The sequence below is a fragment of the Arthrobacter sp. 10T425 genome (assembly GCF_056393985.1).
The window spans coordinates 158,659-174,880 of sequence record NZ_JBFTGZ010000005.1 but is presented as its reverse complement, the minus strand read 5'-3'; the positions used below and the strand labels follow the sequence as shown (position 1 = coordinate 174,880).

Here is a 16,222-nt window from a genome sequence, read left to right as displayed (position 1 = left end):
GAATCGTGGCGCATCCGGGCTGGGCGCACTTCAGCTTTGACGGGATCGGGACCCGCTGGGAGATTTCCACCCCGTCCCGGCTCTCCGGCGAGCTCCGCCGCGACCTGCTCGCCACGGTGGCGGAGTACGACGCCGCGTGGTCCCGGTTCCGCCCCGATGCGCTCATTGCCGACGCAGCCCGGACGCCTGGCCGCATTGAGCTGCCCGCCGAAGGGGCCGCCCTGGGCGAGCTGTACGGCACCCTGTACCGGCTCACCGGGGGTGCGATGACCCCGCTCATCGGCGGGAGCCTGGAGCGCCTGGGCTACGACGCCACCTACACCCTGCGCCCGGGCGGTGCGCCGCTTCCCGCGCCCCGGTGGGAGGATGCGCTGGACTGGCAGGGCACCGCGCTGACCACCACGGTTCCGGTGGTGATCGACGTCGGCGCGGCCGGAAAGGGCCAGCTGGCCGATCTGCTCTCCGCCCAGCTCCGGGACGGCGGCTGCGCCGGGCATTTCATCGATGCCAGCGGGGACCTGCTGAATCCGGGGCCGGATCCGGTGGCGGTTGCCCTCGAGCACCCCTACGATCCCACCCGGGCAATCGGCACCGTCCAGCTGGGGGCCGGTGCCCTGTGCGCTTCCGCCGCCAACCGGCGCGCCTGGGGCGACGGGTTCCATCATGTCCTGGACGGCACCACGGGAGCGCCGGTGCGTACCGTTGTCGCCAGCTGGGCCATGGCCGGGACCGCGATGGTGGCGGATGCGCTGGCCACTGCGTTGTTCTTTGTCGACGGTCCGCGGCTGGAGCAGGAGTTCGATTGCGCCTGGCTCACGGTTTATGCGGACGGGCACGCGGAATATTCAGCCGACTTCGAAGGGGCCCTGTTCTCATGACTGCCATCACCGCCACCGCCCTCGGTTCGAGGCTGGACACCGCCTTGGGCCGGCTCACGATGTACCGGCTGGTGCTGTGGGTCCTGGCCGTCCTGGCCGGCTACAGCCTGCTGCTCAATGTGCTGGGCTGGCTGACGTTCGGGCTGCCGGAAATGCTGGCCCACCTTGCCCTGTGCCTTGGCCTGACGTGCGCCTCCAGCCAGGGGCTGGCCGCACTGTTCCGTGTGCGGCCGCACACGGAATCCTCACTCATCACGGGCCTGCTGCTGTACTTCCTTTTCTGGCCGAGCGAGCTGACCCAGGGCCTCCAGCTGGCGGAGATCGCCGGCGCCGCCCTGGCCTGCGTACTGGCCTCGGCCTCGAAGTATGCGCTGGCCTGGCGCGGCCGGCACATCTTCAATCCGGCCGCGGCGGGCGCGTTCCTGGCCGGGCTGACCGGGCTCAACATTGCCACCTGGTGGGCCGCGACGCCGGCCATGCTCTGGCTGGTGCTGCCAGGGGTGCTGCTGGTGCTCTACCGGACCCGGAAGTTCGCCATGGCCGCCGTCTTCACCGTGGTTGCCGTGTCCATCGTGGCCGCCGATCTGCTCCAGGCCGGGATGAATCTCCCCGAGGCCCTGTGGCAGACGCTCGCGCAGCGGCCGGTGCTGTTCTTCGTCGGGTTCATGCTCACCGAGCCGCTCACCCTGCCCCCGCGGCGCTGGCAGCAGCTGGCGCTGGCCGCCGTCGTCGGGGCACTGTTTGCCGTCCCCTACAACCTGGGGTTTGTGGCCAACTCCCCCGAGCTGGCGCTGCTCGCGGGCAACGCGCTTGCCTTCGCCGTCGGACAGCGGGGCGGGGTCCGGCTGGCGTTCGTCGCGAGCCGTCCGCTGACGCCCACGACGACGGAATTCAGCTTCCGCCCGGAACGTCCGGTGCGCTTCGCTCCCGGACAGGCCCTGGAGCTCCACCTGCCCCCGGACACGGCCGGCGACGCTCGCGCCGCCAGGGGCGATGGGAAGGGTGACGGCAAGGGAATCCGGCGCGTGTTCAGCCTGACCAGCGCCCCCGGAGCCTCCCTGCTGACGATCGGGGTGGGGACGGCCGAACCGGTGTCCTCAGCCAAGCGCTCGCTGCTGTCCCTGGCACCCGGCGCCGGGCTCACCGCCACCACGGTGAGCGGCGACTTCGTCCTGCCCCGGGACCCGGCCACCCCCGTGCTGCTCGTCGCGGCCGGAATCGGGATCACCCCGTATGTGGCCCAGCTGGCCGGGGCGTCGGCCGGAAACCCGGCCGGGGACCGCGACGTTGTCCTGCTGTACCTGGCCAAGAGTGCCGCCGAACTGGGCTACGCCGAGGAGCTCCAGCGCTCGGGGGCGCGCATCGTGGCCCGGCTGGCCGACGGTTCGGCGCCGCCGGCCAACATGGAGGACGCAGGCGCCGGAAGGATTGACGCGGCGGCCCTCAAGGACCTGGTGCCGGACATCGGCGGCCGGGAAGTCTTCATCTCCGGCTCGCCCGCCAGCGTGCGTTCGCTGCGGGCCGCGGCCCGTGGCGCGGGCGCCCGCCGGGTCCATGTGGATACGTTCACCGGCTACTGACGCCGCTGCTGAGCGGACCGGCCAAACCGCGGGATCGGCCAAGCTGCGGACCCCGCACATAGGCCGCGTTGGACCGCCACTTGACTCCACAAATGAGCGACCGTTTTCCATGGTTTTCCGTTGGAGGCCACCTTCCTGCTAAGCTCTAGGACGTCCCGCCGGTAACGGCAGGAACCCTGACTGCCCTCGTAGCTCAGGGGATAGAGCGTCTGCCTCCGGAGCAGAAGGTCGTTGGTTCGATTCCAATCGAGGGCACAAAATACCGGCATCGCCGGCAAACCCCGCTGTTTCATTGAAACGGCGGGGTTTTTTGTGCCCTGAATCCCGCCAAAAGACCGCGGAAATCCAGCGGCTTTGCCCCTGCCGATTGTCGGTGCTCCCTCGTAGGCTGTTTTCATCGGTGGCGGGCTACCCTGCCGGCTCCGAAGCATGAAGGGGGTCTCAAATGTTCTTCTCAACTGTGTACTGTTCCATCGTTCCGCCCTATTTGCTCCGCAGGCTGGCCGCACAGCAAAAGCCGGAGCTCTCCAGGGCCGCCCACGGGGCAAAGCAGGCCCTGCAACACGTCCCGGGGTTCCAGGCCTCCCGCGCAGTGCCCGGGCCCGGCAGCCGTCCGGGCCTGCGGGAACTCAAGCCGTCCCCGCCGGAACGGACGGTCTACGACGCCAAGTCCACCGAGAAGCTGCCCGGAAGCGTGGTCCGCAAAGAAGGCGAACCGCCCACCGGCGATCCCGCCGCCGACGAGGCCTATGACGGACTGGGGCACACCCACCGCCTCTACGCCGAGGCCTTCGGACGCAATTCGATCGACGGCAAAGGCCTGCACCTCGATGCCACGGTCCACTACGGCCGCCTGTACGACAACGCTTTCTGGGACGGCCAGCAAATGGTCTTCGGCGACGGTGACGGCCAGGTCTTCGGGCGGTTCACGAAATCCCTGAGCGTCATTGGCCACGAGCTCACCCACGGCGTGACCCAGTACTCGGCCGGGCTGGTCTACCGCAACCAGGCCGGCGCCCTGAACGAATCGATGTCCGATGTCTTCGGGGCCCTCGTTGAGCAGTATGTGCGGAAGCAGTCGACGGCGGAGGCCAGCTGGCTGATCGGCGAAGGTCTCTTCACCGACCAGGTGCAGGGGGCCGCCTTGCGTTCCATGAAGGCTCCGGGAACGGCATACGACGACGACGTGCTCGGCAAGGACCCGCAGCCGGACTCGATGGACGGCTACGTGCGCACAAGCGCGGACAACGGCGGCGTGCACATCAACTCCGGCATCCCCAACCGCGCGTTCTGCCTGGTGGCCACCGCCCTCGGCGGCAATGCCTGGGACGCACCGGCACAGATCTGGTACGAGACCCTGACGGGCGGCAAGCTGTCCCCCACCGCCACGTTCGGTGCCTTCGCCAAGGCCACAGCCGCCTCTGCCAAGGAGCTTTTCGGCGAGGATTCCAAGGAACATGACGCCGTGCGCTCCGCGTGGGAAACTGTGAAGGTCAAGCTCCCGGGAGCCCGACGATAAGCCCAGGCCCCTGCAGATCCGAGTCCGATGAAGGTCCGAGTCCGATGAAGATAACTGTCCAGCGCAGTGGCGGCGTGGCCGGAATGAAAAGGACGTGGACCGTCCGGCCCGAGCCGCCCGAGGACACCGACCGGTGGCAGCCGCTGATTGAGGCCTGCCCCTGGGACGACGTCGCCGGGACCAGCGGGACATCCGGCCAGCCGGACCGGTTCATGTACAGCATCCGGGCCGATCAACGGCGGGCGGTCCTGCCCGAGCGTGAACTGACGGGCCCGTGGCGCGACCTCGTCGAATGCGCACGGGCCGCGGCCGAGGAATCGGCGCCGCCGGGCTTTGCCTAGACGCTCCTGCCGGGCCGGGGCCCGCTACGCCGTGGCCAGGTGCCCGCGGAACGTGCGCCGGTAGGACTGCGGGCTGGTGTCCAGCGCCTTCGTAAAGTGGTGCCGCAACAGGACCGAATGTCCGAAGCCGGATTCCCTCGCGATTTCGTCGATATTGAGCTCCGTGGTTTCCAGCAGCTCCTGGGCACGGAGCACCCGTTGGGAATTGAGCCAGGCCGCCGGGGTGGCCCCCGTTTCCGCACGGAAGCGCCGCGCAAATGTCCGCGGCGACATATGGACCCTGGCCGCCAGCTCGTTGACTGCGTGTTCCTCGTCCAGGTGCCGGACCATCCACTGCAGCAGCTGCTCCATGGGTTCCGAGCCGCACTGCGGAATGGGCCGGTCGATGTATTGGGCCTGGCCGCCGTCCCGGTGCGGAGGGACCACCATGTCCCGGGCGATGGCGGCGGCCACCTTGGCGCCGAACTCCACGCGGACCAGGTGCAGGCAGGCATCGATCCCCGCGGCGGTGCCGGCACTCGTGATGATCCGGCCGTCCTCGACGTAGAGGACATTTTCATCCACCAGCACGGCCGGGTATCGGCTGGCCAGTTCCTGGGAGTAATGCCAGTGCGTGGTGCATCGGCGGCCATCGAGCAGGCCTGCCCGGGCCAGGGCAAAGGCACCGGAACAAATGGACATCACCCAGGCGCCCCGGGCATGGGCCGCCCGCAGCGCCTCCAGGACGGATTCGGGAACGTCCTCGTCCCGGCCGTACGGCGCCATCACCACCAGGTCGGCGTCCGCAGTTGCTTCCAGCCCGAGGCCGACGTGCATGGACAGGCCGGACTTGAGCGGGACGTCGCCCGGCTCGGGCGCGCAGACGCGGAAATCGAACGCGGGCACGCCGTTTCCGCGGTCCGAGCGGTCGATGCCGAAGACCTCGAAAGCCGTCGCGAACTCGAAGATCGAGAAGTTGGGAACCACGATCATTGCCACTGATTTGATCATGACTTCATCCTGACAGAACAGTGGCAGAAATTATAGCTTTTTGGGCATTTCTGCCACTTCTTTTAGTTCTTGGACCGGAGAACCATAGAGGTATGGAACTCCTCGGAATCGCCGTCATCGTCCTGATCATCGCCGGCCTCGCAGCCACCATCTCCGCCCTGCGGAAGGACGGCCTCGGTCACACCCCGCCCGTCCGCTCGGACGAGTACTGGATGGCCCGGGACCTGCCGAGCGTCAACTACACCCTGCGGAACTTCTAAGTCCGCGCACGTTTTGCCCACACGCCCATCGGGCCCGGCTCATCAAGCCGGGCCCTCACTATGCGCCGGGCCGGAAGCAGCAACGGAACAGCCCGGCTGCAGCAACCGGACCCGATAATAGGACCGCACAGCCGCCGCCACCCCAGCGGACAGTCCACCCCAGTAGACTGTCTCCAGCCATGACATTGCATATTTCCTACCCCGCCGAGCTGCCGGTCTCCGAGCGCCGCGAAGATCTTATGGCCGCCATCGCGGCCAACCAGGTGACCATCATCGCCGGCGAGACCGGCTCGGGTAAGACCACCCAGATCCCCAAGATGTGCCTTGAGCTCGGCCTGGGCGAGAACGGGCTGATCGGCCACACCCAGCCCCGCCGTCTCGCGGCCCGCACCGTGGCCGAGCGCATCGCGGAGGAACTCGGCGTCGAAATCGGCCAGGAAGTCGGTTTCCAGGTCCGCTTCACCGGTGAGGTCAGCCGGTCCACCAAGGTCAAACTCATGACCGACGGCATCCTGCTGGCGGAGATCCAGCGCGACAGGCTGCTGCGCAAGTACAACGCCATCATCATTGACGAGGCGCACGAGCGCAGCCTCAACATCGACTTCATCCTCGGCTACCTCAAGCGCATCCTGCCGCAGCGCCCGGACCTGAAGATCATCATCACCTCGGCCACCATCGATCCGGAGCGCTTCGCCAAGCACTTCGGCAGCGACGAGGAGCCCTCCCCCATCATCGAGGTGTCGGGCCGGACCTTTCCGGTGGAAATCCGCTACCGGCCGCTTTCCCAGCCGGCCGGCGGCGCAGAAGATGGAGCCGGAGAAGGTGCCGCGGCGGACGACGAACTCGAGGAGGACCGCGACCCGCTCGATGCGGTGTGCGACGCCGTCGACGAGCTCGCCTTGGAAGCCCACGGCGACATCCTGATCTTCTTCTCCGGCGAGCGCGAAATCCGCGACGCGGCGGAGGCCCTCAACGCCCGCATCCAGTCCAACCGGCGCCTCGCGGGCACCGAGGTCCTTCCCCTCTTCGCCCGGTTGAGCCTGCAGGAGCAGCACAAGGTTTTCCACCCCGGCAGCAAGCGCCGGATCGTACTTGCCACCAACGTCGCCGAAACCTCGCTGACGGTCCCCGGCATCAAGTACGTGATCGACACCGGCACGGCCCGGATCTCGCGCTACTCGCACCGGACCAAGGTCCAGCGCCTGCCGATTGAGCGCGTCTCCCAGGCTTCGGCCAACCAGCGCTCGGGCCGCTGCGGCCGCGTTTCCGACGGTATCGCGATCCGGCTGTACTCCGAGGAGGACTTCGAGTCGCGGCCGCTGTTCACGGATCCGGAGATCCTGCGCACCAACCTCGCGGCCGTCATCCTGCAGATGACCGCCATGGGCGTGGCCCGCGGACCGAAGGACGTGGAGAACTTCCCGTTCGTCGAGCCGCCGGATTCGCGCGCCATCAACGACGGCGTCAGTCTCCTGCGCGAGCTCGGCGCCCTGACCGCCGCGCGGCAGGAGCCAACGGACGACGGCGGGCAACGCGACGGCGGGCAGCGCCGCGGTTCCGGCCGTCCCGGAAGCGGGCTCACCGCCGTCGGGCAGCAGCTGGCCCAGCTGCCGGTGGACCCCAGGCTCGGCCGGATGATCGTGGAGTCCGGAAAGCGGGGCTGCGTCCGGGAGGTCATGATCCTGGCCGCAGCGCTGACCATCCAGGACCCGCGCGAGCGTCCAACAGACAAGCAGCAGCTCGCCGCGGAGAAGCACGCCCGCTTCCGGGACGAGAACTCGGATTTCACCGGTTACCTGAACCTGTGGAACTACCTGCAGGAGAAGCAGCAAGAACTGTCCTCAACGGCGTTCCGCCGGCTCTGCCGCAACGAATTCATCAACTACCTGCGGGTCAGGGAGTGGCAGGACCTGTTCGCCCAGCTCCGCCAGCTGGCCCGCCCGCTGGGCATCAGCCTGGACAACAAGCGCCTTGCCGATCCGGTGGGCAACCACGACGGCATCCACATCAGCCTGCTCTCGGGGCTGCTGAGCCACGTCGGCATCCTCGACGAGCGCAAGCGCGAGTACGCCGGCGCCCGCGGCAGCCGCTTCGCGATCTTCCCGGGTTCGGCACTGTTCAAGAAGTCACCCACGTTCGTGATGGCCGCCGAGCTCGTGGAGACGAGCCGGCTCTGGGCCCGCGTCGCGGCGAAGTTCGATCCGCTCTGGGCCGAACAGGTGGCCCCCGACCTGGTCAAGCGCAGCTACAGCGAGCCGCACTGGTCAAAGAAGATGGGCGCGGTGATGGCCCACGAAAAGGTCACGCTGTACGGCGTGCCCATCATCCCGAGCCGGCGGATCAACTACGGCAAGGTGGATCCGGAGCTCTGCCGCGAGCTCTTCATCCGCCATGCCCTGGTTGAAGGCGACTGGCAGACCCACCACAAGTTCTTCCACCGCAACCGCGCGCTGCTGCACGAAGTCGAGGAGCTCGAGGCCCGGATGCGGCGCCGCGACATCCTGGTGGACGACGAGACACTGTTCGAGTTCTACGACGCCCGGATCGGCGCGGAGGTCGTCTCGGAGCGGCACTTCGACAAGTGGTGGAAGGACGCACGGCAGCAGGATCCCACGCTGCTCGACTTCGACCAGTCCCTGCTGATCAGCGAGGACGCCGCGGCCCTGGACGATTCGGCCTATCCCAAGACCTTGTTGCACAAAGGCTTCGAGCTGCCGCTGAGCTACGAGTTCCACCCCGTGACGCCCGGTTCGCCGCCAAATCCGTCCGACGGCGTCACCGCCGAGGTCCCGGTGCTGTTCCTGAACCAGCTCGACGACGCCGCGTTCCGCTGGCTGATCCCCGGGCAGCGCGTGGAACTCGTCACGGCGCTCATCAAGTCGCTGCCCAAGCAGATCCGCAAGAACTTCGTTCCTGCCCCGGACGTGGCCCGCCAGGCCGTCGCGGCACTGGAAGCGGACTTCGATCCCGCCACGGACGAGCTCGAACCGTCGCTGGAACTGGTGCTGCGCCGGATCCGCGGACAGGTCATTCCGCCGGGCTCCTGGAACTGGGACGCCGTCCCGTCGCATTTGCGGGTCAGCTTCCGCGTGCTGGATTCCCGCGGCAAGTTGCTGGATGAGGGCAAGGACCTGAACGCGCTGCAGGAGCGGCTGGCCCCGGCCACCCGCCGGGCCATCGCGGAATCCCTCGGTGCCACCCCGGGCACCACGGCACCCCAATCCAAGGGAAATGCCGCGGCGAAGGCGAAAGCCGGCGCGAACGGCAAGGATGGCGCGCGTTCATCACGGGCCGGCACGTCCCCGTCGGCCGCCCTGGCCGCTGCCGCAGCCGCGGCGCCGGGCGGGTTCACCGAAATGTCCGGGCTCAAGGACTGGACCTTTGGAACCGTCCAACGCCAGGTCCAGGGAACCGTTAGCGGGCACACCGTCACCGGCTATCCGGCCCTGGTGGACGAGGGAACGTCCGTGGCGCTGCGGCTGTTCCAGACGCCGTCGGAACAGCAGGAAGCCATGCGCGGCGGGGTCATCCGGCTCCTGGCCCTGAAAGTGCCGCCGCCGGACCGCTATGTCCTGGAGCACCTGAACAACACCGAGAAACTGACGTTCAGCCAGAACCCGCATGGTTCCGTGGCCGCGCTGATCGCCGACTGCGCCCTGGCCGCCATCGACAAACTCACGCCGGCCCCGCTGCCGTGGGACGAGGGATCGTTCAAGGCGCTCTACGAGGGCGTCCGGGCGGAGCTGATCGACACCGTCTTCACTGTCACCGCCGTCGTCGAGCGCATCCTGGCCAGCACCCGGCGGATCGAAAAGCAGCTCAAGGGCACCACGAGCCTGGCCCTGATCAGCGCGCTCAACGACGTCAAGAGCCAGCTCGAGCAGCTGGTGTATCCGGGTTTCGTGGCACGCACGGGCTACGCCCAGCTCAGCCAGCTGCCCCGCTACCTCACGGCCATCGAAAAGCGCCTCGAGAAGCTGCCGGGCAACGTGCAGCGGGACGCCCAGCACATGGCCGCGGTCCAGGCCCTGGAGGACGACTACGACGACGCCGTGTCCGCGCTGCTGCCCGGGCGGCGGGCGGGCGCGGAGTTAACCCACGTGCGCTGGATGATCGAGGAACTGCGGGTGAGCCTCTTCGCCGTCGAACTCGGGACCGCCTATTCGGTGTCCGAAAAGCGTATCCGGGCCGCCCTTAACAAAGTGCTGGCGCCGGCGTAGACCCCTGAGGGTGCTGCGCCGGCGCCAGCACTGGCGGCCGGGCCTGTCCGGGCGGGACCTAGGCGGCCGGGACGTGCTCCGCGTGGCCGGCCGTGCGGAGGCCTTGGCGGAGCTTCTCCGCGTTGGCGTCCAGCCTGGCCGGATCCGGGTGCTGGTCCACGGAGCCGAAATCAAAGTCCGCCATTGAGTTCGATGGCCACACGTGGACGTGCATGTGGTTGATTTCGTAGCCGGCCACGATCAGCCCGGCCCGGGCGGCGTCGAACACCTCCACCTGGACCGCGCCGATCTTGCGGGCAACCTCCATGACCCGGCCGAGGACCTCGGGCGAGGCATCCGTCCAGCGGTCCACTTCCTCGGTGGGCACCACGAGGGTGTGGCCGTCGGCCAGCGGGCCCATGGTCAGGAACGCCACGACGTCGTCCTCGCGCCAGACGAAGCGGCCCGGGATCTCGCCGTTGATGATTTTGGTGAAGAGAGTGCTCATGCGTCCGCCTTTTCTGCCGGGGACCCCAGGGTACTGACGTCCAGGACAAAACGGTACTTGACGTCGCCTGCCACCATGCGGTCGTAGGCTTCGTTGAGCTGGTCCGCGCCGACCACCTCAACGTCGGACACCACGCCGTGCTCGGCGCAGAAGTCCAGCATCTCCTGCGTCTCGGCGATGCCGCCGATCAGCGAACCCGCATAGGCGATCCTGCGCCGGATCAGCACCCCGGGGTTGACGGGCGGCATCACTTCGGCGGGCAGGCCCAGCTGGAACAGCACACCGTCCAGGCCCAGCGTGCGGAAGTAGGGGTTGAGGTCGTGCGGTGCGGCGACAGTGTCGATAATGACGTCGATACTGCGGTTCGCGGCTTCCATCGCGGCCGGGTCGGTGGAGAGGATGACGTCGTCGGCGCCCAGCTCGCGCGCTGCGGCGAATTTGTTCTCCGACGTCGTGAAGACCTTGACCTCGGCGCCCATGGCCTTGGCGATTTTGACGGCCATATGGCCGAGACCGCCCAGTCCGACGACGCCGACGACGTCGCCTTCCTCGACCTCGAAGTGGTTCAGGGGCGAATACGTGGTGATGCCGGCGCACAGCAGGGGCGCCGCGGCGGCGGGGTCCAGTGCTTCCGGCACCCGCAGGACATAGTGGCGGTCCACCACGATCGACGTCGCATACCCGCCCTGGGTGATGGCGCCGTCGTTGCGGGCATCCTTCGCCCCGTAGGTTCCCACCGCGGCGTTTTCGCAGTACTGCTCGAGGCCGTCCAGGCAGCTGTCGCACTCGCGGCAGGAGTCCACGATGCAGCCCACGCCCACGCGCTCACCCACCGTGAAGTCGTCGACGGCGGAACCGAGCCGGGTGACCCGGCCGACGATCTCGTGGCCCGGGATCAACGGGTAGGTGTCGCCGCCCCATTCGCCCCGGGTGGCGTGCACGTCCGAGTGGCACAGTCCGCAGAATTCGACGGCGATCTCGACGTCGTCCGCCTTCGGCGCCCGTCGGGACACGGTCAAGGGAACAAGCCCGCTGTCCGGTGAGGTGGCACCGTACGCAGCAGCGAGTGTGGGGCCGGCGTTCTGCGCGGCGCTGTCCGCGGTGGCAGATTTGGTGTTTGTGGTGTCCAAATCCGGCAACGGCTTGGCAAGGGGCGGGGGTACGGGACGTCCAGGTGTCATACGTTGACGCTACCCCCGGTCCCGGCATCTATTCCACTTTGGGGTGGCTCGCTGGCGACGGCTCGTCGCTCAGGTCGGGCACGTTGCCCAACTGGTCGTGCGTCAACGAACCGGGGGCACCCTGGGGACGCCGTACGAGCAACTGGACGGAAGGCCGGATACTCAACTGCGTCCAAGACTTCCGCACCGACAGCCGCCATCATTCGCTAACGAATTGGCCGCCGCCGGGCAGTTGGCACCCGGGGCGGACCCCTGCGGCCATCATTGTCGGGGGTCCCTGAAACACTGGATTCTTGGACGGCAATCAGGGGCCCGAAGTGGCTCCGGCAGGATACGGCGACGATGGCCCGAGTCGCGCCGGGAGCGGCGCGGCCACCATTCCGGGCACCGCGGAGGCAGCCTCCGCGGAGGTGGCGGGCCGGCTGGACGCCGGGCCGATGGGCTTAGGCTGTCCGCCCACGGACAGTGCCGGGATCATTGACCGGATCCGGGAACTGGAAGACTGGAAGACCGCCGCGTCCGCGGAACAGGCCCGGCTCGCCGTGGCCTTCGACCTGCTCCAGCGCCGCGAACAAGGCCGGCTCGGGGTCCCGGCCGAGAAGCTCGGCGCCGGGATCGGCGCGCAGATCGCCCTGGCCCGGCACGAATCCCCCGCCAGGGGCGGCCGGCTGCTGGGCCTGGCCAAAGCCCTGATGACCGAGATGCCGCACACCCTCACCGCGCTCGAAACCGGGCAGCTGAACGAATGGCGCGCCACCCTGCTCGTGCGCGAAACCGCGTGCCTGACCCCGGCCGACCGGGCCGCCGTCGACGCCGAACTCGCCGCCGATGCCGGGACGTTCGCCGGGGCCGGTGACCGGTCCTTGGTCGCCGCTGCCCGGGCCGCCGCGTACCGGCGTGACCCCCGCTCCGTGACCGAACGCGCCGCGCACGCCGCCACCGAGCGGCACGTCAGCCTCCGCCCGGCCCCCGACACCATGTGCCACCTCACCGCCCTGCTGCCCGTGACCGCCGGCGTCGCCGTCTACAAGGCCCTCACCGGGCACGCCGACACCCTCCGCGCCGCCGGGGACCCGAGGGGCCGCGGGCAGCTGATGGCCGATGCCCTGGTCGAACGCACCACCGGCACCCCCGGCGGGATCACCGGCGTCGAAATCCAGCTCGTCATCACCGACCGCACCCTCTTCCAGGGCAACGCCGAACCCGCCGTCCTGCCCGGCTACGGCACCGTCCCCGCCGGCTGGGCCCGGGAACGCATCGGCGCCGGGACGAACGCCGAGGACCGGAACTTCAACCTCTGGCTCCGCCGGGTCTACACCCACCCCGGCGCCGGCGAGCTCATCGCCATGGACTCCCGCGCCCGGCTCTTCCCGCCCGGGCACCGCCGCTTCATCCGGGCCCGCGACGACACCTGCCGCACCCCGTACGGCGACGCGCCCATCCGCCACCTGGACCACATCATTCCCTGGCACACCGGCGGCCCGACCACCACGGACAACGCCGCCGGCCTCTGCGAAGCCTGCAACCACACCAAAGAAACCCCCGGCTGGAAAGCACGCCCCAGCCCCGAAGCCGCACCCGGATCCGCCTCGAGCATCGGCGCGAGGCACACCCTCGAACTCACCACCCCCACCGGCCACACGTACCGTTCCACAGCGCCGCCCCTGCCCGGAACACCGCTTCGGCCATCAGCCACAGACCAGCCAGGCGCCCAGCCGGGCTCCCGCCGCCGGCGCCAGCTCCGGCACCAAGCCAAAACGCTCAGGCGTGGAAAGCCCAAAGTGGCAGCCGCAGCATAGGAATCATTGTCTGCCTGGGGATGAACTGGAGGCGCTCTGAGCAGCCTGCGCGGGCCGTCCGGCGCTCGGGCTGGCCCTTAGTGTGAAGCTGCGTCCTCGCCGTACGGTTCCGGCCCGGTGACAACATCGTTCGCGGGACCGTGGCACCACTCCGAAAAGGACCCCGGATAGAGGGCAGCGGAAAAGCCGGCAATCTCGAGGGCGGCGATTTCATGGGCCGCTGTCACTCCGGACCCGCAGTACACGGCAGTGGGAACGCCGTCCCGGTAACCGAGCTGTTCGAAGCGCTCCCGCAGCTCCGCCGGGGCAAGGAAGCGCCCGTCAGCGCGCAGGTTCCCGGTGGTAGGGGCACTGACGGCCCCCGGAATATGGCCAGCGCGGGGATCCACGGGCTCGATTTCGCCGCGGTACCGCTCCCCCGCCCGGGCGTCCAACAGCAACCCCCGCCGGCCCCAACTGGCGGCTTGTCCGGCGTCGATCGCGGGCATGGCGCCGTCGGACAGGGTGACGTTTCCGGGTGCGGGCTGTTCGGGTCCGGCCGCCAGCCCGAACCCGGCAGCCCGCCACGCGGCCAGGCCGCCGTCGAGCAGGTACACAGAACTGAAGCCGGCGTTGCGCAGCATCCACCACAGCCGGGCCGCAGCCATGTTGCCGCTGTCGTCGTACGCTACGACCACATCGCCGTCGTTGATGCCCCAGCGGCGCGCGGACTCCTGGAACTGCTCCGACGGCGGCAACGGATGCCTGCCGCGTTCCGGTTCCGCCGGTCCGGCAAGTTCAGTGGCGAGATCCACGAAGACGGCCCCGGGGATGTGTCCGCGCAGGTAGTGATCGTGACCGTGGGGATCCCCCAGCGCCCAGCGAACGTCGAGGAGTACTGTGCGCTGGCCGGCTGCGCCGGCGTCGTCCATCCGGTCCTTGAGGGCGGCAGCATCGAAAAGGGTGTCCATTTCCCCACTCTATCTTTGGCGTCCCGCCGCCCCCGGTAGGCTGTAGCGGTGAACACAGCGCACCTGCAGGACCGGGCCTGGGCCGACGAGGCCGTCCGCCGGATCAACGCCGAAAACAACCGCTCAGCCGACACCCACCTGTACTCGGTGCCGCTCCCGGAGCACTGGGGCGTGCAGCTGTACCTGAAGGATGAATCCACCCACCGCACCGGCAGCCTCAAGCACCGGCTGGCGCGGTCCCTGTTCCTCTTCGGCCTCGTCAACGGCTGGATCCGGGAAGGCACCACGATCGTGGAGGCATCCAGCGGCAGCACCGCCGTCTCCGAAGCCTATTTTGCGCAGCTGCTGGGGCTGCCCTTTATCGCCGTGATGACCCGGACCACCAGCCGCGAGAAAATCGCCCTGATCGAACAGTTCGGCGGCTCCTGCCATCTGGTGGACCACGCCTCCGAGGTCTACGAGGCCGCCGCGGATCTGGCCAGCAGCACGGGCGGGCACTACATGGACCAATTCACGTACGCCGAACGGGCCACGGACTGGCGCGGGAACAACAACATCGCCGAATCGATCTTCGGCCAGCTGGCGCTGGAGGAGCACCCGGTCCCCCGCTGGGTGGTGGTCGGGGCCGGCACCGGCGGGACCAGCGCCACGATTGGCCGGTACCTGCGCTACCACCGCTACGAGACGGGCCTCGCCGTCGTCGACCCGGAAAATTCCGCGTTCTATCCGGGCTGGCGGAACAGCCGGCCCGACGGCGGGACAGCTGGCGGGGGGACTGCAGCTGCCGCACCCGCGGCGGGATTGCCCTCCCGCATCGAGGGCATCGGCCGGCCGCGGATGGAGCCGAGTTTTGTGCCCGCCGTGATCGACCACATGATCCAGGTTCCCGACGCCGCGTCGGTGGCGGCCATGCGGCATCTGAGGGACCACGCCGGTCTGCACGCGGGTCCGTCCACCGGGACCAACCTCTGGGGCGCGTGGCAGCTCATCGCCGGGATGATCGCGGAGGGCCGCCGGGGCAGTGTTGTGACCCTGATGTGCGACGCCGGGGACCGCTACGCCGGAAATTACTACAACCCGGAGTGGCTGGAGGCCCACGGCCTGGATCCCGAACCCCACGAGGCCGTGCTGCGCGAGTTCTTCCGGACCGGCGCCTGGCCGGCCTAAACCAGCCGGCCAGCCCGCCCGTCAGCAGGCCGGCCTAAGCCCGCCAAGGCGCCAGCGGCGGCTAAACCTCCGCTGTATCGCCGCTGGAAAGGTGCCGGTACTCGGTGCCGTACTTGGCGCCGATCCTGGTCACGTGCCCCTCCACCAGGCCGCGGCCCAGCTCGTTCAGGAGCGCGTCGTGGATCGGCAAGGCCCGTGGTGCGCGGACACCGATGACAAAATCCACTACTTCGCCCACCTTGTTCCACGGGGCGTGGATGGGTACAAGCAGCGTCTTGACGTCGACGCCGTCGGGGATCGCGAAGGAGTCCCCCGGGTGGTAGACATTGCCGTCGACGAGGTAGCCGACGTTGGCCACCACGGGGATCTGCGGATGGATGAGGGCGTGCTGGCCGCCAAAGGTCCTGATGGCGAAGCCCGACGTTTCAAATTCCTCGCCTGCACCCGCCGCATGGATGCGGCTTCCGGCGTCGGGCGCCTTGCCGCGGAGCGTCGCGGCCACGGCCTCCGGGGCGAAAAGCTCAAGGGTGGTGTTCGACTGCAACGCCGCGGCGACGGCGTCGACGTCCACATGGTCCGCGTGCTCGTGGGTAATGAGCACAGCATGTGCTCCGGCCAGGGCCTGGTCCGTCTCCGAAAAGGTGCCCGGGTCAAACACCAGCACCCGGCCGTCCTGTTCGAGGCGGACACAGGCGTGAGTAAATTTGGTCAGCTTCATCCGGCCAGCCTAGGCACCAGCCGTCACAGTGTCCACGAAGCGCCGCTGGCAATCTTGGGCGCTGGTAATCTTGGACATTGCCACACTCAGCGAGTCCCACCCGCGAATTCTTTTGACGAAGCGAGTTCCACG

General features: G+C 68.7%; 13 protein-coding genes and 1 tRNA gene. 9 read left to right on the top strand and 5 right to left on the bottom strand.

Going from position 1 to position 16,222, the window contains the following annotated elements; genetic code table 11:
* The first annotated feature begins 5 nt into the window (after window positions 1-5).
* From AC1DDH_RS08125 to AC1DDH_RS08105, 5 genes are all read left to right on the top strand, one after another.
* Entirely contained in the window at window positions 6-878 is an 873-nt protein-coding gene (locus tag AC1DDH_RS08125; protein ID WP_476955208.1) for an FAD:protein FMN transferase, read from the top strand.
* Complete coding sequence (locus tag AC1DDH_RS08120) at window positions 875-2,458, top strand: FAD-dependent oxidoreductase (protein ID WP_476955207.1); 1,584 nt, start codon at window positions 875-877, stop codon at window positions 2,456-2,458. Before AC1DDH_RS08125 ends, AC1DDH_RS08120 begins: the two co-directional genes overlap by 4 nt.
* Window positions 2,459-2,640: 182 nt before the next feature.
* Window positions 2,641-2,713 (top strand) — tRNA-Arg (locus AC1DDH_RS08115).
* A gap of 190 nt (window positions 2,714-2,903) precedes the next feature.
* Window positions 2,904-3,977, top strand: coding sequence for a M4 family metallopeptidase (locus tag AC1DDH_RS08110; protein ID WP_476858842.1), 1,074 nt, complete (start codon window positions 2,904-2,906; stop codon window positions 3,975-3,977).
* 44 nt (window positions 3,978-4,021) lie between these two features.
* The gene (locus AC1DDH_RS08105; RefSeq protein ID WP_230007827.1) at window positions 4,022-4,318 is read left to right on the top strand and encodes a protealysin inhibitor emfourin; all 297 of its coding nucleotides are present in this window, start codon (window positions 4,022-4,024) and stop codon (window positions 4,316-4,318) included.
* A 24-nt stretch (window positions 4,319-4,342) separates the two neighbouring features.
* Here AC1DDH_RS08105 and AC1DDH_RS08100 read toward each other — a convergent pair whose 3' ends face one another.
* Complete coding sequence (locus AC1DDH_RS08100; RefSeq protein ID WP_079554497.1) at window positions 4,343-5,308, bottom strand: GlxA family transcriptional regulator; 966 nt, start codon at window positions 5,306-5,308, stop codon at window positions 4,343-4,345.
* A 92-nt stretch (window positions 5,309-5,400) separates the two neighbouring features.
* On the opposite strand from AC1DDH_RS08100, the gene AC1DDH_RS08095 reads away from it, so the two are divergent.
* Complete coding sequence (locus tag AC1DDH_RS08095) at window positions 5,401-5,568, top strand: hypothetical protein (RefSeq protein WP_476955206.1); 168 nt, start codon at window positions 5,401-5,403, stop codon at window positions 5,566-5,568.
* 179 nt (window positions 5,569-5,747) lie between these two features.
* Window positions 5,748-9,788, top strand: a complete 4,041-nt coding sequence (hrpA, locus tag AC1DDH_RS08090) for an ATP-dependent RNA helicase HrpA (RefSeq protein WP_476955205.1) — start codon at window positions 5,748-5,750, stop codon at window positions 9,786-9,788.
* 58 nt (window positions 9,789-9,846) lie between these two features.
* Here the strand turns inward: hrpA and AC1DDH_RS08085 are convergent, their stop codons facing one another.
* Both AC1DDH_RS08085 and AC1DDH_RS08080 read right to left on the bottom strand, forming a co-directional pair.
* Window positions 9,847-10,275 carry an HIT family protein gene (locus tag AC1DDH_RS08085; protein ID WP_476955204.1) on the bottom strand — a complete coding sequence of 143 codons (429 nt, stop codon included), beginning with the start codon at window positions 10,273-10,275 and terminating at the stop codon, window positions 9,847-9,849.
* Window positions 10,272-11,456 carry an NAD(P)-dependent alcohol dehydrogenase gene (locus AC1DDH_RS08080; protein WP_476955203.1) on the bottom strand — a complete coding sequence of 395 codons (1,185 nt, stop codon included), beginning with the start codon at window positions 11,454-11,456 and terminating at the stop codon, window positions 10,272-10,274. Before AC1DDH_RS08080 ends, AC1DDH_RS08085 begins: the two co-directional genes overlap by 4 nt.
* Before the next feature lie 293 nt (window positions 11,457-11,749).
* Between AC1DDH_RS08080 and AC1DDH_RS08075 the strand changes: the two genes are divergently transcribed.
* On the top strand, window positions 11,750-13,255 hold the full coding sequence (locus tag AC1DDH_RS08075; protein WP_476955202.1) for an HNH endonuclease: 1,506 nt from the start codon (window positions 11,750-11,752) through the stop codon (window positions 13,253-13,255).
* A gap of 77 nt (window positions 13,256-13,332) precedes the next feature.
* On the opposite strand, the gene AC1DDH_RS08070 is transcribed toward AC1DDH_RS08075, so the two are convergent.
* Window positions 13,333-14,205, bottom strand: coding sequence for a sulfurtransferase (locus tag AC1DDH_RS08070; protein WP_476955201.1), 873 nt, complete (start codon window positions 14,203-14,205; stop codon window positions 13,333-13,335).
* Between the two features lie 48 nt (window positions 14,206-14,253).
* Between AC1DDH_RS08070 and AC1DDH_RS08065 the strand changes: the two genes are divergently transcribed.
* Entirely contained in the window at window positions 14,254-15,372 is a 1,119-nt protein-coding gene (locus AC1DDH_RS08065) for a PLP-dependent cysteine synthase family protein (RefSeq protein ID WP_476955200.1), read from the top strand.
* 61 nt (window positions 15,373-15,433) lie between these two features.
* Here the strand turns inward: AC1DDH_RS08065 and AC1DDH_RS08060 are convergent, their stop codons facing one another.
* Complete coding sequence (locus AC1DDH_RS08060) at window positions 15,434-16,090, bottom strand: MBL fold metallo-hydrolase (RefSeq protein WP_476955199.1); 657 nt, start codon at window positions 16,088-16,090, stop codon at window positions 15,434-15,436.
* Between the last annotated feature and the right edge of the window lie 132 nt (window positions 16,091-16,222).